The sequence below is a fragment of the Stackebrandtia nassauensis DSM 44728 genome (assembly GCF_000024545.1).
GTDB classification, from domain to species: Bacteria; Actinomycetota; Actinomycetes; order Mycobacteriales; family Micromonosporaceae; genus Stackebrandtia; species Stackebrandtia nassauensis.
In genome coordinates this window covers 313,921-331,243 of record NC_013947.1, presented here as the reverse complement: position 1 = coordinate 331,243, position 17,323 = coordinate 313,921, and the positions used below count along the sequence as shown (strand labels likewise).

Annotated in this window: 17 protein-coding genes and 1 pseudogene; 11 read left to right on the top strand and 7 right to left on the bottom strand. The window is 67.7% G+C overall.

The genetic code is table 11. The annotated features are described in order from the left end of the window. Positions 1 to 123: 123 nt before the first annotated feature. Together SNAS_RS32220 and SNAS_RS01600 are read left to right on the top strand one after the other, a co-directional pair. Entirely contained in the window at positions 124 to 1,017 is an 894-nt protein-coding gene (locus SNAS_RS32220; protein ID WP_013015608.1) for a hypothetical protein, read from the top strand. Between the two features lie 339 nt (positions 1,018 to 1,356). Then, positions 1,357 to 1,575 carry a transcriptional regulator gene (locus SNAS_RS01600; RefSeq protein ID WP_211207305.1) on the top strand — a complete coding sequence of 73 codons (219 nt, stop codon included), beginning with the start codon at positions 1,357 to 1,359 and terminating at the stop codon, positions 1,573 to 1,575. Here SNAS_RS01600 and SNAS_RS32215 read toward each other — a convergent pair. After that, on the bottom strand, positions 1,565 to 2,653 hold the full coding sequence (locus tag SNAS_RS32215) for an AraC family transcriptional regulator (RefSeq protein ID WP_013015606.1): 1,089 nt from the start codon (positions 2,651 to 2,653) through the stop codon (positions 1,565 to 1,567). The genes SNAS_RS01600 and SNAS_RS32215 overlap by 11 nt on opposite strands. Before the next feature lie 235 nt (positions 2,654 to 2,888). Between SNAS_RS32215 and SNAS_RS01590 the strand changes: the two genes are divergently transcribed. Next, positions 2,889 to 3,161, top strand: coding sequence for a helix-turn-helix domain-containing protein (locus SNAS_RS01590; protein ID WP_013015605.1), 273 nt, complete (start codon positions 2,889 to 2,891; stop codon positions 3,159 to 3,161). A gap of 89 nt (positions 3,162 to 3,250) precedes the next feature. Here the strand turns inward: SNAS_RS01590 and SNAS_RS01585 are convergent, their stop codons facing one another. The 3 genes from SNAS_RS01585 to SNAS_RS01575 all read right to left on the bottom strand — a co-directional run bounded on the left by SNAS_RS01585 (position 3,251) and on the right by SNAS_RS01575 (position 8,743). Then, positions 3,251 to 4,240, bottom strand: a complete 990-nt coding sequence (locus SNAS_RS01585; protein WP_041624477.1) for a LuxR C-terminal-related transcriptional regulator — start codon at positions 4,238 to 4,240, stop codon at positions 3,251 to 3,253. 122 nt (positions 4,241 to 4,362) lie between these two features. Next, positions 4,363 to 7,881 (bottom strand): S8 family peptidase, encoded by a 3,519-nt coding sequence (locus SNAS_RS32210; RefSeq protein ID WP_013015603.1) that lies wholly within the window; start codon positions 7,879 to 7,881, stop codon positions 4,363 to 4,365. A 247-nt stretch (positions 7,882 to 8,128) separates the two neighbouring features. After that, positions 8,129 to 8,743, bottom strand: a complete 615-nt coding sequence (locus SNAS_RS01575) for a lamin tail domain-containing protein (RefSeq protein ID WP_013015602.1) — start codon at positions 8,741 to 8,743, stop codon at positions 8,129 to 8,131. Between the two features lie 244 nt (positions 8,744 to 8,987). On the opposite strand from SNAS_RS01575, the gene SNAS_RS35570 reads away from it, so the two are divergent. After that, on the top strand, positions 8,988 to 9,572 hold the full coding sequence (locus SNAS_RS35570) for a lamin tail domain-containing protein (RefSeq protein WP_013015601.1): 585 nt from the start codon (positions 8,988 to 8,990) through the stop codon (positions 9,570 to 9,572). Between the two features lie 45 nt (positions 9,573 to 9,617). Here the strand turns inward: SNAS_RS35570 and SNAS_RS01565 are convergent, their stop codons facing one another. Continuing rightward, complete coding sequence (locus tag SNAS_RS01565; protein ID WP_013015600.1) at positions 9,618 to 9,821, bottom strand: hypothetical protein; 204 nt, start codon at positions 9,819 to 9,821, stop codon at positions 9,618 to 9,620. Positions 9,822 to 10,017: 196 nt separating this feature from the next. Between SNAS_RS01565 and SNAS_RS01560 the strand changes: the two genes are divergently transcribed. The 3 genes from SNAS_RS01560 (at position 10,018) to SNAS_RS01550 (ending at position 12,018) form a co-directional block, all read left to right on the top strand. Continuing rightward, entirely contained in the window at positions 10,018 to 10,266 is a 249-nt protein-coding gene (locus SNAS_RS01560) for a hypothetical protein (RefSeq protein WP_013015598.1), read from the top strand. A gap of 55 nt (positions 10,267 to 10,321) precedes the next feature. Next, the gene (locus tag SNAS_RS01555) at positions 10,322 to 10,615 is read left to right on the top strand and encodes a winged helix-turn-helix domain-containing protein (RefSeq protein ID WP_013015597.1); all 294 of its coding nucleotides are present in this window, start codon (positions 10,322 to 10,324) and stop codon (positions 10,613 to 10,615) included. Positions 10,616 to 10,773: 158 nt separating this feature from the next. Then, positions 10,774 to 12,018, top strand: coding sequence for an MFS transporter (locus tag SNAS_RS01550; RefSeq protein WP_013015596.1), 1,245 nt, complete (start codon positions 10,774 to 10,776; stop codon positions 12,016 to 12,018). Positions 12,019 to 12,378: 360 nt separating this feature from the next. Here SNAS_RS01550 and SNAS_RS01540 read toward each other — a convergent pair whose 3' ends face one another. Continuing rightward, positions 12,379 to 13,068, bottom strand: a complete 690-nt coding sequence (locus SNAS_RS01540) for an NUDIX hydrolase (RefSeq protein WP_013015595.1) — start codon at positions 13,066 to 13,068, stop codon at positions 12,379 to 12,381. A gap of 49 nt (positions 13,069 to 13,117) precedes the next feature. Between SNAS_RS01540 and SNAS_RS01535 the strand changes: the two genes are divergently transcribed. Then, entirely contained in the window at positions 13,118 to 13,498 is a 381-nt protein-coding gene (locus SNAS_RS01535) for a hypothetical protein (protein ID WP_013015594.1), read from the top strand. Here the strand turns inward: SNAS_RS01535 and SNAS_RS01530 are convergent. Beyond that, entirely contained in the window at positions 13,483 to 14,772 is a 1,290-nt protein-coding gene (locus SNAS_RS01530) for a glycoside hydrolase family 36 protein (RefSeq protein WP_013015593.1), read from the bottom strand. The two genes, SNAS_RS01535 and SNAS_RS01530, sit on opposite strands and share 16 nt — an antisense overlap. A 50-nt stretch (positions 14,773 to 14,822) precedes the next feature. Here SNAS_RS01530 and trmB point away from each other — a divergent pair. From trmB to SNAS_RS01515, 3 genes and pseudogenes are all read left to right on the top strand, one after another. After that, positions 14,823 to 15,488 (top strand): annotated as a pseudogene (gene trmB, locus SNAS_RS01525) (tRNA (guanosine(46)-N7)-methyltransferase TrmB); the annotation flags it as partial. Positions 15,489 to 15,645: 157 nt separating this feature from the next. Then, complete coding sequence (locus SNAS_RS01520; RefSeq protein ID WP_041624475.1) at positions 15,646 to 16,011, top strand: hypothetical protein; 366 nt, start codon at positions 15,646 to 15,648, stop codon at positions 16,009 to 16,011. A gap of 95 nt (positions 16,012 to 16,106) precedes the next feature. Continuing rightward, positions 16,107 to 17,138, top strand: a complete 1,032-nt coding sequence (locus tag SNAS_RS01515; protein ID WP_013015591.1) for a DUF4192 domain-containing protein — start codon at positions 16,107 to 16,109, stop codon at positions 17,136 to 17,138. The last annotated feature ends 185 nt before the right edge of the window (positions 17,139 to 17,323 follow it).

Genomic DNA, 17,323 nt, shown 5'->3' with positions numbered 1-17,323 from the left:
AGAAGCCGGTCCGGAAGCTCATAACGCTCAGTCACGGTTCTGGTAGTGAAGCCACACTTCACGACCGCACAAGGAAGCAATTGGTGGAACTTCCATGTCTCAAGTTCGTGAGAAAATCCAGCCATGAGTGAAGAAACGTGGCGTCCTCTTGGCGTGGACGACGAGGACGAGGTCGCTCAATATGACGCCCTGCATGACGGGGTTCCTTCTTGGATGGCATCGCCATACTGGGCTTGGAATCAGGATGCTCTCACGATCTACCGAAGGTACCGGGACGGCAGTGGTCGGATCGCGATGCTTGATACCAAACTTGCAGAAGAGATGTGCCAGGCGCTCCGACTCAGCTTTCCCAATTTGCGCACCGATGCAATCGATTCGCGGATCGGGAAGGAGCAACTGAAGACCGCGATGGAGTACTTGGTCAAGCACTCAGCTCCGCTTCAGATCGCAGACTACTTGTTGGCACACGATGGTCATGCGGCACATGCCGAGATGGACTCACTACTCGAACGAAGCAAGTCGGTGTGGACAATCGGGACCCGAGCGGGTCGTCCCGCACTTGTTCGGCGTGTTCCACTTGGGGTGCAAGTCGCTGTGGACACGGTCATTGGACAAGCGGGTCAAGCAGGAGTGCGGCTGGCCAAAGCGTGGGAGGAACTTTACGGGTTGAACCCCGATGCCAGTGCAGCGTACAGGCTTGCAATCTTGGCGGTGGAAGATGCCGCCGTACCGGTCGTGTCACCGAACAACCAGAGCGCCACGTTGGGGACGGTACTCAAGCAGATCGAAGACCAGAAGAACTGGAAACTGCCGATGGACCGCGAGCACCCCAACGCTCCATCTAGAGAGGTTCTCGTGAGCATGATGCGCATGTTGTGGCACGGGCAACATGACCGCCACGGTGGCCAGCCGACAGCACCAGGGAACGTGTCGGTAGACGAGGCGACCATTGCCGTGTCGCTGGCAGCGAGCCTTGTTCACTGGTTCGAAGCTGGCCTCATTCAGCGAGGTGCCTGAGGACCTTTGTACAGGTGGCCGTTTGGGAGTCAAATATCGCATCGGGAACCACCCCACCCCCTATTTGCCCCCATACGGGACTGTCCCCTAGCGAACATGCAGGTAAATGCCCGATTTCTCGCCGTTCTTGTAAACAGGTGGTTGAGGGTTCGAGTCCCTTCTCCAGCTCTCGTACGGGGGGTGCGGATTTCCGCTCGTCCGGGGACAGGATTCCGATAGACACTCGGTACGCACCTACCTACATTGAGCCATATGGCTACCGAGGGCGATAGTTCAGTTACTTCGATGGCTCCGCCGGGCATCGGTCGGCTGATTCGGCTGGCGCGGCAGCGGCGGGGCTTGAGTCAGTATCAGGTGGCCGATGCCCTGGCCAGCTGCTCGGGTAACCACTGCGTCGACCGCAATCGGGTCGCCCGGTGGGAGCGGGGCGGTCGGGTACCTGATCCCTATTGGAGGCACTGGCTCGGGTTGGTGCTGGAGCTGCCCCGGGGGCGGCTGGACCAGGCCGCCCGGATCAGTTACGCCCAGCGGGACTACTACGGCCGTATCAGACGATGACGCGGGTGGCGGCCTCGGCGCGGCGCAGCGTGGCCGAGGGGTTCTCGCCGTAGAAACGCCGGTAGGCGGCAGCGAACTCCCCCAGGTGGCTGAAACCCCAGGTGGTCGCGACCTTGGCGACCGTCACCCCGGTGTTTCGGCTGGGCTGCCGCAGTTCCCGGTGTACCCGACGCAGCCGGACGTTGCGCAGGTACGCCATCGGTGAGGTGTCCAGGACCCGGCGGAAGTCGGTGTACAGGGCGCGGACGCCGATCCCGGCCTCGCGGGCCAGACCCGCCGTCGTCCACGGACGCTGCGGTTCCCGTTCCAGGATCGCCACCGCCCGCATGATCCGGTGTTCGCCGATCGCGGGGTGGGCGGCGCGCAGTCGCTCGCTGTGGTTGTGCGGCTGGGCGACCAGGAGTCCCAGCATCAGTCCGGACTCCAGGCCGCCGACGCACAGCGGGTGGCGGGGCAGCGCCGAGTCGGCGTCGAGGTCTTCGACGAGGTGGGTCAGCTGTCGCCACCAGCCCGCCCGCAGGCCGGAGGCGAAGTCCATGGCCGACTCGAACCGGATCGGCACGGGCCCGGTTCCGCCGATCCGTTCCCGCAGTTCGGCTTCGAGGGCGCCGCGTTCCACGCGCACGACCAGCATCAGGCAGTTGGCCGACCAGCCCATCCGTACCGGTCCGCAGGCTCCCACGACGCAGCCCAGGGTCGGGTAGACCGCGAGGCTTTCGCCGTCCACATTGATCTCGGCGGCGCCGCCGAGCGGGATCAGGATGAGGTAACGGTCGCGCAGTTCGGTGGTGCGCAGCCGAACCCCGCAGTGGTAGCTGAGCACGCTGATGCTGAGGCTGCGCAGGTTCACGCCCTGCTGGCGGGCGTGGAAGTGGCGCGGCTCGTCGATCTCGGTGATCCGGTGCGGGCAGAACAGGGTCCGCGCGCGTTCGGCGGCCATGACCGGATCGGTGGTCCGGAAGATCGGATACCGCGCCAACGGCACGGTTTCCGACAACATCGGAAGTTCCAGCATGGTGCGGGCCACCTCGAAGCGAGTTCGTCCGGTCTGGGACGGAGTGTAGTCAGCCGCCGACATCGCACCCACCCTAAGATTCGCACCATCTGAACATAAGGGAGCATATGGACGGTCATCGATCTAGATCCGTTGGGCCCCAAGTATTTTAGTGAATCCTTCGTCTCGTTTTATTCTTTCCGTCCGACTCGCTGTGGTAGTCTGATCACGCGAAGCCGGGGTGCTGTGGAGCGGATGTCCTCCTACAGACGGGCGCGACCAGGCCTCCCAACGCGAGGTCACGCCCGGGAAGAACATCATGATCCAAGAGGAACCGATTCATGACCTGTTGCAGCGACTCCGCGTTCGGGCGGGCCTCTCCGAACGTGAACTCGCGGACGTCCTTTGCACCATCGCCCGCCAGAGCACGATCACGGCCAACCGGGTCAGACGGTGGGAGTGCGGCGATCGCATTCCCGGGCCGCAGTGGCGAGCCGCACTGTCAACCGCCTTCGACATTCCCCAGTCGCAACTCACCCAAGCCGCCAAACTCACCAGGCTGATGCGCAGCCTGGACAGACTCGAAACCTGAACGATCTAGTCACGACGGACACAACGGTCTCTATCCACCCACAGGACACCCCACGCTCCCGGTGCGCCGTTGTGTCCGTCACCTATGCCTCACTCCTCGGGCACCCGGATCCAGCCCTGCAACGTGGCCCGGATCCCGGCCTGGAACCTGGTGGTGGCTCCCAGTCGCTCCAACAGTTCCCGCAGTCGGCGCTGCATGGTTCGCAGGCTGACCCCCATGCGTTCGGCGATGCGTTCGTCGGTGAGCCCGGCGGTCAGCAGCATCAGCAACTGGCGTTCGATCTCGGTGGGTTCGGTGGTCGGCCCCTGCGGTTCCCCGGAGTGCACCAGCGGCAGCGCCTGGCACCACAGCTGCTCGAACAGCGCCGACAACGCCTCCAGCAGCGCCGAACGGTGAACCACCACTATGGAGTTGATGGTCCGCGGCGCGATCTGCAGCGGCAGCATCCCCAGCCGGTCGTCGGAGATCATCAGTTTGATCGGGGCGTCGGACAGCACCCGGGCGCTCTCACCGGCGGTCATGGTGTTGCGGACGTCGCCCTCCAGCCGGTGGAAGGACTCCAGTCCGGCGGCGTCGTAGATGACGCGCCACACCACGCCGCGCCGCAGCAGTTCCCGCTCGTTGGGGATGTTGAGTTCGGCGTCGGGCGCGGCGTAGGGCGGTTTGTCGATGACGCGGATCTGGTGGCGGCTGGCCTGCTGGATCTGTTGGAACCGTTCGAAGACGGCCTCCCTGCCGACCACCACCTCCACCAGGTGCGACGGGTCGGCGGCGTCGACGCGCCGGTAGTACTCCGCCGAGAGACTGCGGGCCCACAGCCGGGCCCGTTTGAGCCGTTCCTCCTCGCCCAGCAGCAACGCCTCCAGGGCGATGTCCGGTGGCGCGGCGATGAGCCGTTCCTCCTCGCCGACGCCCTGCGAGACGAGTCCCAGCGCGGTCAGCCGCTCCACGGCGTCGCGCAGCCGTTCGGCGGGCATGCCGGTCAGGCGCGCCAGATGTTCCCGGCTGATCGGCTGCGCGCCGACCACGGTCGTGTACACAGTGGTGGCATCGGCGTTGAGGAGATCGAAATCGAACACGCGATCCGCTCCAGACGACGGCACAGGGTTCCTCCTGACCGCAAGCTCGACAGGATCCCAGCGTAGCCGTGTCCCGGTCATGAGACCGGGACACGGCGTATCGGGTATCCGGGGTACCGCGGCTACTTGAGCAGGTACGCCCGCTCGACGGTCGATACCACGGTGTTTCCCTTCTCGTCCTCAGCACTGACTTTCAGCCACACGGTTCCGTCCGTTTGGCCCAACGCCGGGTGATCGACGGACACGGTCGCCTGCCCATTCACCGACTTGTTCTGCGGCGACCCGGTCCGCCAGGTCTTTCCACCGTCGGTGGAGTACCGCACGTCGATCCGGGTCACCGAAGCCCGCTCGGCGACCTGGGAGTGCGACCCGGCGTAGACGGTTATCGTGTGCTGTCGGCCTGCCGGGGCGTGGTTGTCCACGTCGAGGCTGAGGTCGTATCGAAGCTGGATGACCGGCTGGAACTGGCAGGTGCCGCCACCGCCGTCGGACAGTACGCCGCAGGTGTAGCCCTGCGGGACCGCGGTCTGCGACGGCGCCGAGCTGAACTTCCACTCGGTCGTGGCCTTGGTGCCGGTCTGGAACAGGTCGCCGGTGCGGGCGATGGGCTGGTCCACGGCTTCCAGCTTGTAGTTGGCGGCCTTCGACGACATCGCGAAGACCGGCCAGCGGACGTACTTCCAGTCGGCGGCGATCTCGGCGCCGGTGTCGGCGTTCCACATGCGCCACTTCGACCACAGGTCGGACTGTCCGTTGGGGGTCATGAAATGCCCGTCGGAGTTGTCCAATGTGTGGAATCCCGGCACGAACTCGCCGTTCTGGGGTCCGCCGCGGGCGAAGGCCACCGCGGTGGACACGCCCGCCGGGTTGCCGAGGAACTCGCGTCGCAGGTCCACCGCGCCGCCGCGCAGCGACGGTGCCTGGAACCAGTGCTCGTCGGGCCCGGATCCACCGGAGGTGAACCGGTCCCAGGACCACTGGATCTGGTAGTAGCGCTTACCGGCGGACGGGTAGTACAGCTGCGTCGTGGCGCGGGTCCAGGTCAGCTTGTCGTCGACCAGCATGTACTCGACCGACTTCCCCGGGGCGACATAGTATTTCGACGCCGAGACCAGCGACCCGTTGGACGGGTGGGACACCCAGCTTCGTTCGTAGATCGCCTTGGGGTTGTCCGCGTGCGACACGGTGTACACCTTGGACAGGTCGGCGTCGGACACCGTGCGGCTCAGCGTGTCTGGCACGCCGTTGGGGTAGTAGAACGGCAGATGGTAGCTGTAACCGGGCATCTGGCTGTACTCCAGCTTGGCGTTGTTCTCCACCGGCTTGAGCGCCTTGGGTTCGGCCAGGGTCCACATGTCCATGACGGCCAGGTAGCCCAGCTTTCCCGCCGCCGTCGGCGAGACGTGGATCGGGTAGGCACCGCCGGAGTTCTCGTACATGGCGTAGAACTTGCCGGGGATGTTGGCGTACTCCCGGTTCATCGACACCCAGTGCGCGCGGGTCTCGGTGGCCTTGGGGGCCTTGGCCTTGGTCTCCACGGCGTCGGCGGCGTTCAGGGTGATCTCGGTGTCGCCGTCGACACTGAACTCCAGTTTGGTCACCAGGCTGACCCGGTCCAGCACCCAGTTGCCGAAGTCGCCCTCGTACACCGCGGTGATCGCGGTGTAGGTGCCGTCGGGCACCTGTGCGGAGGCGACGCCACCGCTGGTGTTGAGCACATAGGACGAGTCGCCGTTGGGGTTGTCGGGGTCGTAGCTGTCGTTGATCAGGGTCACGATCCAGTCGAAGCCGCTGGGCTTTCCGGTGGAGTCGTTGACCTTGACGGTCAGCTTGTGGTTCGAGCGGATGCCGAAGCCGATCGGGGTGCGCAGCTTGACGTCACCGGCACTCGCGGTGATGACGCCGCCGTAGGTGCCGCGTCCCAGCGAGGTTCCGTCCACTTTCGCGGTGACCGTGGCGGTTCCGTTGGCGGGGACGGTGACGGTGTCGTCGGACAGTTTCAGGACCTCGGCCGAGGTTCCGGACTGGTCGCCGACCGCCGATGCCAGGGTCAGGGTGACCGCAGCGTCGGTGTCGTTGGTGTACACCACGTCGCGGCTGACCGGTTCGGTGGCCTTCGACAGGTCGCCGAAGTCGGCGGTGGCGGTGGCATACACGTCCTGTCCGATGGAGCGCGGCACGTCGACGCGGCCGCTTCCCTGTGCGTACCAGGCGGATCCGCCGTCCTTGGCGGTGGACACCAGGGCGTTCTTGAGTTTCTGGCCGCGCAGTCCCTCGCGGGCGTCGGCCAGAAGCGCGGCGGCCCCGGCCACGTGCGGGGTGGCCATCGAGGTGCCGCTGGTGGCGGTGTAGCGCTCGTTGACCGGTTCGCCCATGGTGGTGCCGGTGGCGCGGGCGGCCACGATGTCGGCGCCGGGCGCGGTGATCTCGGGTTTGACCGCGTAGTCGCCCAGCCTCGGTCCCCGGGAGGAGAACTCGGCCATCTGGTCGGACTTGTCGACGGCCCCGACGGTCAGGGCCGAGGCGGCCGAGCCGGGGGTGGCGACGGTGCCGCGGGACGGTCCGCTGTTGCCTGCCGCGATCACGAACAGCGTGTCGCTGCTGGCCGACAACTCGTCCACGGCCTGGGCCAGCGGGTCGGTGCCGTCGGTGGGGCCGCCGCCCAGCGACATGCCCACGACGTCGGCGTGGTTCTCCACGGCCCATTCCATTCCGGCGATGATCCACGAGGCCGTGCCGTCGCCTTCGGTGTTGAGGACCTTGCCGGACAGCAGTTTCGCCTTCGGGGCCACTCCGGTGTACTTGCCGTCGGAAGCGGCGCCGGTACCGGCGATGGTGGACGCGACGTGGGTGCCGTGGCCGTGGCCGTCGGTGGCGCTCTCGTCGTCGGTGAAGTTGGCCTGTTTGGCGATCTGGTCCTTGAGATCGGGGTGGGTCGCGTCGACGCCGGTGTCGAGTACCGCGACGGTCACCCCGTCTCCGGTGTGGCCGTCACGCCAGGCGTCCGGCGCACCGATCTGTGGCACCGACTCGGCCAGGTCCACCGAGACCCGCTGGTCGAGTTCGATGGACTTCACGCCCTCGGAGAGCTTGGCGCCCTTGGTGTCCCGGGTGAGGCTGCGCCAGAACTTCGCCGCCTTGTCGCGGTCGAGGATTGTTCCGGCTCCCTGAATCGTCGACAGACCGAGACTGTCGGTGGTACCGGGCAGGGAGTCGGCGGCACGGGTCAGCGTCCTGTCCGAACGGTGCCCCTTGTGGTCATAGCCGAGGATGAGCGGAAGCTCGTCCGAGGACTTGTCGTCCAGGTCCTGTTCGGACAGCGCGGTGACGTTGAACAGCTCTCGATCTATGACGCCTTTGGACACGTACGGCATCACGTCGGAGGGGTAGACGTAGAACGCGTCCACATCGCCCTCGGCGTGGAAACCGACCTCGCGGCCGTCCGACCGGGAGGCCGCGTCTACTGAGTACTGTGGATTGCCGTTGCCGAAGTCGCGGAAGGACACCGTGTCCCCCGTCAACAGCGTCACCGCGGTCGCCTTACCGCCCAGGGCGGCCGGTCCGTCGTTCGCCGCCGAACCGGCCGCGTACGCCGGAAGCGGGGATGCCAGACCCAACGCACCAGCAAGCACCAAGGTCACCGGAAATGCTCCATTGTTGAACAACGGAATCACATCCCATCTGAGGAAACGTGCCGACGAGCATTTCGGCACTTGAGTTGTCCACAGAGTGACATGACCCTTAACGCATTGAAAAGCATAAATGTAGGCGAAACCTTGCCGTGGCCAGTTTCCGCCACGGCAAGGTGGGCGGAGCGTGGACCTTCCTCAATGGAAGGCCCACGCCCCTATCATGGTTGTGGCCCTGGACTCCCCAGTCTTTTACGGCCTAAACGGATTCTTGGTTCTGCGGGCTCTGCAGGATCTGACCGAAGTCGGTCTTGTTCTGGTCGGTGTCCTTGTACTCCTGGTTGCGCTGGGAGGACAGGTCGGTGGTGTTGGTCTGCGGCAGGCGAGCGGCGGCGGGGCCTTCCACGCAGGCACCGGCGGTCGAGGAGTAACCCAGGCCGTCGATGCGGGCGTTGTACTGGCTGCGCAGCATGACGCCACCGGTGCGCTCGATGCCCAGTTCGACCTGGTCATCGGGGGAAACGGCGCCGCTGTAGTCAGGTCCGGCGACCAGGTAGTGGCTTTCGTTCTCGCCCTGCGGCTCCAGGAAGGTGCCGGCCGGGAACGTGAAGGCGGTGACTTCCGCGCCGGTGCTGGAGCAGGTCACCAGACGCCAGCCGGAGATGTCGACCGATTCCTCGAGGCTGGAGTTGGACAGCTCGATGAACTCGTCCTCGGCGCCGTCCGAACCCTGCGGCTTGACTTCGCTGATCACCACGTTGGGCGAAACCTTGAGCTCGTCTTTGGCCGGGTCGGCCGCGGCGGCCGAGCCGCCGAACCCGAATACGCTTGCGATGAGCCCGAGGGCTCCGATCGTTGCCAGTGAGCGTCGCATGTGTAACGACTCCTTTCGGTGCCCGGGCGTCGACCCGGGCGAGTGGGGACAAGAGAGGTGGGGCCCCACGGCCGTCCGGCTTCGCACCCTTACCAGGTGGGTGGAGGTGGACGACCTGCAACCGAGTTTCGTCCGGCAATCGTTGCTTGCCAAGGGGCCCAATCAAAGGGGGCCCGTTTCACGGAGTAGCCGAGCCTGTACTCTGACGGCGACGGAGTGGGTGTCCGTGAACGAAGAGGTTTTCATGCCTATCCCCACCATCGCTTTGACCACTGTGGCCATTTCCGCCCTGGGTGTTCTGTGCGCCCAGCCAGCGGCGGCGATGACCACCGGAAACCCCGTTATCAGCGAGCTGGCTCCCAGTGGCCCGGGCGGCTCTCGCGACGAGTACCTCGAACTGCACAACGACGGTGACAACCCGGTGAGCATCGGCGGGTGGCGGTTGTACGCCTGCGACTCGGCCAGCTCGCCCAGCCTGATGACCACCTTCCCGGCCGGGACCATCCTGGCCGCCCGCGGCGAACTCGGTCAGTACCTGCTGCTGGCCGGGGACGAGTACCTGGGCAGGTCGGAGCACCCCGGCCCGCAGTCGCCCGACATCTGGTACAGCTTCGACACCTCCGCCTCGGACGGCTGGATGCTCACCGACCGCTACAACCGGCGGGTGGACGGCATCGGCACCGGAACCGGTGAGGGCTGCGACGACAATCCGCTGGTGCCGCGGTGCCGTTGGGGCGACGCCGAATCCGCCACCCGGGACTTCCGGGCCCGGGCGGACGCGGACGGCTACGTCTGTGGACCCGCCAGCCCGACCAACTCGATGGGCTGAGATGAGCCGACGGTGGTCCCTCTCCACCGCCGGCTCGGAGAGTGGCTATTCGACGTCGGCCGAGCAGTAGTAGCTCGGGCCACAGTAAACGGTCAGCGTGTACGAGCTGTACAGGCCGGTGACGGTGCGCTCGACGTTGCCGGTGCCCGACTGGGCGACGACACCGGTCTCGGCGTCGACCTGTTCCCAGGACGAGACGCCGACCGACTTCACGCTGATCCACACGGCGTTGTCGCCGTTGTGCCCCACCAGGCCGTCGGTGCAACTGAAACCGGGGGCGGCGGAGCATCAGCCCGACAGCTTCGCCTCGGTGTCGGCGGCCTGTGCCGGAGAGGCCGCCGCCAGCGAGGTCGTCAGCGCCGCGGCGCCGATGGCCAGGCCACCGAGGATTCGGGTCAGTTTCTTCATGCGAGTTTCCTTTCTCAAAGGGACGGACTGAACGAGAATGCCGGGGCCCACCTACGACACGCCCTGGCCGTACTTCTACGGACTCGGCGCCGCGCTGCTGGTGTTCAGCGCCGTCTACCTGCTGGACGACTGGATCGAGACCCACCTCGGGTTCGTCGCCTCCGTGCTGGCCGTCGCGAAGCGGCAGACCTCGCAACCGGCCGAGCCGTTCAAGGTGCTGGCCTCGCGTCGCTGGTGTTCCTGGGCGTGCTCATCGCCGTGGTCGGGCGGCCGTTCCAGCTGCTGATCCGGCGTCGGGTGCTGCGACAGCGCGGCCTGGACGGGGGCGCGAGGTGAGCCCCGTGCCGCAGCCGGGCTTCGACGCCCTGATCCACGCCCCGACGCGACTGTCCATCATGGCGTTCCTGATCCCGTTGGACTGGGCCGAGTTCCGGCTGGTGCGCGACGAGGTCGGCCTGTCCGACTCGGCACTGTCCAAACAGATCACGACGCTCGAGGAGGCGGGGTACCTCGAGGTCAAGAAGGAGTTCCAGGGCAAGCGACCCCGCACGTCGGTGCGGGTGACCGACGCGGGACGCACCGCCTTCGAAGGGCACCTGGCGGCGCTGCGGGGCATCGTCGGGGACCGGCTGTGACCCGGGATTTCGACTGGCCGGAATCGTCCGGACCGGTCATAATGGCGCCATGATCCGACGACATTAGGTCCTCACTGAAGACCTTCCCCAACGGAGCCGAGGACCACCCGGCGAGCACCACTCCCGGATTCCCCGTCTCTTTCGTTCTGGAAGGTTCCATGTCTGTCATTACCCGCGGCACGTCTGTCGGCCGCATCGGGCTCTTGTGGTGCGCCTATGAGTTCCTCAACGATTTCATCCTGCTGTACGCGCTGGAGACCCTGCTGTTCGTCGACACCGGTCTGTCGACCGGTGAGATCACCTCGCTGCTCATCGCCTGGTCGCTGACCTCCGTCCTGCTCGAAGTGCCCTCCGGGGTGCTGGCCGACGTACTGCCGCGCCGGCTGCTGCTGACGATCGCGCCGCTGCTGCGATCCGTGGGATACGGCCTGTGGGTGGCGTTCCCGTCATACCCGGCGTTCCTGGCCGGTTTCGTCCTGTGGGGAGTGTCCGGGGCGTTGCAGACCGGCGCGACCGAGGCGCTGGTGTACGACAATCTCAAGCACCACCGGGCCACCGACCGCTACGCGACCTACGCGGGCCGCGCCCGGGCCAGCCAGACGGTCGCGGTGCTGATCGCGATGCTCCTGACACCCACCGTCTACGCGCTCGGAGGCTATGCGGCCCTGGGCATCGGCAGCGTCGCGGTGTGCGCGCTGGCCGCCGTGGTGGCGCTGGCGATGCCCGAACACCGCGAGGAACGCCACGCCGAGTTCGACGGACTCCGGGCCTACGGACGCACGCTGCTGGCGGGCCTGCGCGAGGTTCGCGGCAGCCGGGTCGTGATGTTCTCGGTGGCGATGGTGGCGATCGTGCCCGCGATCTGGGGCTCCCTGGAGGAGTTCGCGGCCCTGCTGGCGGTCGAGTTCGGCGCGGGCAAGCCACTGGTCCCGTACCTGGTGGCGGCGCTGACCGGCGGCATCACGGTCGGCGCGCTGCTGGCGGGCCGGGCGGAGCGGCTGTCGTGGCGACGGCTGGCGGCCGGGCTCGGCTTGGGCGCGGCCGTCACGGTGACGGCGGGACTGTACGGCGGCATCGCCGGGTTCCTGCTGCTGTTGCCCGCGTTCGCGATGTTCAACGCGGCTGGCGTGGTGGCGGAGGTGCGGCTCCAGAACGCGATCACCGGCCCGGCGCGGGCAACGGTCACGTCGGTGGCGGGCCTGTCGCTGGAGGCGTCGTCGATCGTCATCTACGCGGCCTACGCGCTGGCGGCCAGCCAGGTCGGCCACGGCGGCGCCTTCGCGCTGAGCGGCGTGGGCTACGGCCTCGTCGCGCTGGCGATCATCGTGGTCGTGTCCGTGTCGGCCCGACGGCCGCCGAGGCGCCAGGTTAAGGCTTTCGACCAACCGGGCCTGGGGGCATGATCGCTGGCGCCCGGGTTTGGGTACATGACCGCTGGTGCCCTGGCTTAGGTGCATGGTGCCCCTGGCTCGGCAGGGGCACCATGGATGTGACGTTTAGTTGTCGAACCGTCCGGCTTTCAGCGGCGAAAAGCGCGGCCAGCTCCTTGATCTCAGGCCACGGCGATGTCCTCGTGCTGAGCGGCGTGGGCTACGGCCTCGTCGCGCTGGCGATCATGGGGTCCACCATCCTCCTCCCCTACTTTGACCGTAGAAGGAAAGCGCTGAATGCAGCCTTAGCCAGGCTTGGCCGAGTCTCAGCGACGCAGCAGGGGCGGGTGTAAGGAGCTGGCGGGGCCGCGCCGGTACAGCCGGGTCCGGGTTTCAGCGACGCAGCAGGGGCGGGTGTAGGGAGCTGGCGGGGCCGCGCCGGTACAGCCGGGCCGGGCGGCCCCGGTCGCCGTCGGTGTAGTTGTCGGTGGCGACGACGAAGCCGGGCGTGCCGGTGACCTTGCGGTGGAAGTTGCGCGGGTCTACTGTGGCACCCCAGACGGCCTCGTAGATGCGTCGCAGTTGCGCGATGGTGAACTCGGGCGGGCAGAACTCGGCCGCCAGTGAGGAGTACTCCAGTTTGGCGCGGGCTCGTTCCACGCCGTCGCACAGGATGCGGTGGTGGTCGAAGGCGAGCACGTCCTCTTTGTCCAACAGGGACGGTACCGGGTGCCAGGCGGCGGCTGCCGCGTCCGAGCCGGCCCGGGGGGCGGGCAGGTCGGGCAACAGCGCCAGGTAGGCCACCGTGACGACCCGGCCCCGGGGGTCACGGTCCGGGGTGCCGTAGGTGGCCAGCTGTTCCAGGTGCCCTTCGGCTGTGGACAGTCCGGTTTCCTCGGCCAGTTCCCGGGAGGCCGCCGCCATGAGGTCCTCGCCTTCGGTCACGAAACCGCCCGGCAACGCCAAACTGTCCTTAAAGGGATCAAACGCCCGCTTGATCAGCAGGACCGACAGCGTCTCCCGCTGGACGGTCAGCACGACGAGGTCGACGGTCACCGAGAAAAAAGCATGCGTGACGGGCATAGGTCATTATGGCCACGTGTTCTACCGGTAAAGCCCACTGGAGGATGTCATGTCCAGTTTCACGGCTTCGCAGTCGAGACTGCTCGGTTCCATCGTCGAGCGCGTCGTCCGCGCCACCGGCGGACAAAGCAGCACAGTAGATGGTCTGCGGGTGTGCCGATCCGGCAGATTGCGGCTCTACGGCAAGGGTGGCACCCAGTACGGCGACGTGTTCGTCACCGGGCGCTCGCGCGGACCGCTGTCCGACGGGCTCATCGCCCACGAGAAGCACCACCGGGACGCGCAGTGGCGCCGCTACGGGCTGGTGTTCGGCGTCATGTACCTGGCCGCGCACGTCGCCGACGTGTGGATCGGTCGCAAGCCGCTCAACCGCTACGAGCTGGCAGCCGAGGAGGCCTCGGACTGGGGCGGCGGCTACCCGCGGCCGTGAGCCAGCGGGCCCGGCCCGGGCGGGTTCGACAGTAGACGGCGGGTCGTGTCCATTCCCCACTCGTCGAGGGCGGCGATGCGGTCCGACACCGAGACGAGGCCGCCGTAGCGCTCCACGGTGTCCGCCCACTCCTCGCGCCGCTCCACCTCGGGGCGCGCGATGAGGCAGTCGGGGTCGTTGGCCCAGAACCGGCCGTGCTGCCAGGCGCGGGCGATCGTGTTGGCGGCGGCGCCCCGCTGCGACGGGTGGCAGGGGTCGCCGTTGCCGGGTTCGTAGGTCACGGCGATGTCGGGGCCGACGCGCATCGCGTCGACCAGCCCGACGCTGGGCAGGATGGGGGCGCCGCAGCCGAGGACGTAGGACTCCGGGCCGACGACCCGGCGGATCTCGGCCAGCCCCTCCCGGTACGCCTCGACGCTGTCGATGGCGCCCGCGTACAGGAAGTCCAGCTTGAAGTAGTCGAACCCGGCCTCGCGCAGCATCGTGAACACGTCGGTGAGGTAGGTGCGGGCGCGACGTGGGTCCACGCCCCGGGTCTCGGTGCCCCAGTTGTGTCCGGCGGCGCCGTCGATGATCCACTCGGGATGGTCGCGGACGAGGTCGCTGGTGGCCAGCGCCAGGAACGGTGCGACCCATACGCCCGCGCGGCGTCCGGAGTCGTTGATGCGCTTGACGATCCGGCTCAGTGAGGTGAAGCGGTCCGACAGGTCGAGCCAGTCGCCGACCGCTTTCTGCCAGCCGTCGTCGATCTGGATGACGTCGACGGGCAGCTCGTGTTCGCCGATCGCGTCCAGGTTCTCGTCGATGTCGGCTTCGGTCACGTCGGTGAAGTAGTGGTACCAGGAGCACCACACGGTCGGGGCGGGACGCACGCTCACGCCCGCTCGCGCGGCGAACGCGTCGCCGAAGGAGGTCAGCGCGGTGTCGACGTCGGCGTGGACGGTGTGTTCGACGGTTCCGTCGGCGGTGACGACGAGCCGGTCGCCGTCCAGCCGCGCCCGGATCGACGGGATGTCGGTCGCCGAGCCGGTCGCGAACCGGTGCGCGGCGCCGTCGGCGTCGGTGGCGACCAGCAGGCCCTCGGCCTGGAAACCGTCGGTCGGCACCGGTTTCTCGGGTCGCAGGTGCCCGGTGTGCACGTACTCGGTGCGCTGCCGGTACGACGTCCCGGCGACCGGGTACTCGCGGGTGGGGCTCCACGACTGCCAGCCGTGCTCGTACACCCGCCCGGCGCCCGGGTCGACGCGCAGCCGGGCGGCTTCGTCGAAGGTCATCGTCGCAGTGTTCCAGAGCGCGCGCGTATCCTCAACGACTTGTGAGCACCATCGAGCCCTCGTCCAGCATCCGCAGCTTCTACCGGCGGCGCGGCAAGGTGCGTCCCAGCAAGCTGGACGCCTACGACCGGCTGTACCCGGTCCTCGGGGTGGACCGGCAGCAGCCGCCTCCGCTGCCGGAGATCTTCGGCCGCACGGCGCCGGTGGTCCTGGAGATCGGTTCCGGGATGGGCGACGCGACCGTCGCGATGGCCGCCGCCGACCCCGACCGCGACTACCTCGCCGTCGAGGTGCACGTGCCCGGCATCGCGAACCTGATGATGCGCGCCGAGGAACACGAACTGACCAATCTGCGGGTCTTCGAGGGCGACGCGGTGTCGCTGGCACGTTCCTGCCTTCCGGCCGACACTTTGGACGCGATCCACGTCTTCTTCCCCGACCCGTGGCCCAAGGCCCGGCACCACAAGCGCCGCCTGATCTCGCCCGAGAACGTGGCGCTGCTGCGGTCCCGGCTGCGGAGGGGCGGGGCGTTTCACCTGGCCACGGACTGGGAGCACTACGCCGAGTCCATGCTGGAGGTGCTCGACGCCGACCCTGGCCTGTCCAACGCCCACGACGGTTTCGCCCCCCGTCCGGACTGGCGGCCGGTCACCAAGTTCGAACGCCGGGGCATCGCGGAGGGCCGTCAGATCTTCGATCTGGAGTTCGTCCGGCCGGAACAGCCGTTATCGCTGGGCATACTTGCGCATGGCCCGCAAACCCTGGTCCCGTCTCGCTGTCGGCGTCGGGCTGCTCGCGATCTTCGCGTCCTGTGTGATCACTCCCAGCTGGGGGGCGATCGACGGCACGGTCAAGCTCGCGACGACCGAACCGGTGCACGTCACCGACGTCAGCTGCTTCAACGGCACGGCCAGGGGCTCCAGCTACTGCGCGGGTTCGTGGACGCTGTCGGACGGCAGTAGGCACCGCGAGCGGCTGTCCAGCGACTGGTTCGTCTCCGACGGCGACTCCTTCGACGGCTACGGCAACAGCACCACCGCCGCGCCGACCCGGGTGTTCTGGATCCTCGCCCAGCTCCTCTATCTGGCCCCGCTCGGGCTCGTCGTCTTGTTCATCCGCTTTCACCGCAAGCGGCTCAAGGGCGCCGGTGCCCCGATCCGGCCCGAGGACGAGGCGGCGATGAACGCCCGCGCGGCCGAACTGCGCCGTCGCGCCGACCCGCCCGCGCTGGGGAATTGACCGTTTCGCACAGGTTTATCCACAGGCTCCCGGTTATCCACAGGACAATCCACAGATACTGGCTGTGACCGCTCCCCACGCGGACTGTTACACGCATGACACCTTCATGCGAGCCACCCACCGAACCCGACGCGGCCGACATCAGCCTCTCCACCCCCATGGACCTGTTGTCCGCCATCCCCTACCTGGTCGGCTACATACCGGCCGACAGCCTCGTCCTGGTGGGCCTGGACGCCAAGCAGATCACGGCCACCCTGCGGGTCGACCTGCCCCGGACCGACCAACCCGTCACCAAACTGCGCATCTCCCCCGACGTCCTACGCCGCAACAAGGTCGAAGCCGCCGTGATCGCCGGTTACGGCCCGCCCGAACGGGTCACCCGCTGCGTCGACCACCTCCGCCGCATGCTGGCGGCGCAGAACATCGAGCTCGTCGACGCGCTGCGCGTCACCGACGGCACCTTCTGGTCCTACGTCTGTCAGGAACCCGCGTGCTGCCCGCCGGAGGGCAGGCCGGTCAACCCCGGCGACTCCCCGGTCGACGCGGCCTTCACCTACGCGGGCATGCGGGCCCTACCGCACCGCCAAGCCGTCACCGCCCAGCTGGAACCGGTCAAGGGCCCCACCCGAGCCGCCGTCACCCGGGCCACCAACCAGGTACGCAAACTCTTGGACGACACCGACGCCATGTTCTCAGCCCGCGAGACCCTGCTCGACGAGGCCCGGACCATCCTCGCCAAAGCCACCGAGGCGGGTGCCCCGCTGCCGGAGATCGACCAAACGGTGAGGCTGGCCGCGGCGCTGACCGACGCCAAGCTCCAGACCGAGGCGATGACTTTGGTCGACAGCCACAGCCCGCACAAGATGGTCGACCTATGGCTGTGGGTGACCCGCCATGTGGCCCCCGCCTTCCGAGCCCGGCCCGCGGCGTTGCTGGGGTTCGCCGCGTGGCGCTGCGGCAACGGCGTGCTGGCCACCGAGGCGGTGCGCCGATCCCTCACCGACGACCCGCACTGTCCACTGGCGATGGTGCTCGGTCGCCTGCTGGACGAGGGCGTGCCACCGTCCTCGATCCCGAAGATCACCGGCGAACTGCTGCTGCCACTGCCCTGCTCCCCGGCCGGATAGCGAGGCCAGAAACGCGCTCCCGGCTCCCGGCTCCCGGCTCCCGGCTCCCGGCTCCCGGCTCCCGGCTCCCGGCTCCCGGCTCCCGGCTCCCGGCTCCCGGCTCCCGGCTCCCGGCTCCCGGCTCCCGGCTCCCGGCTCCCGGCTCCCGGCTCCCGGCTCCCGGCTCCCGGCTCCCGGCTCCCGGC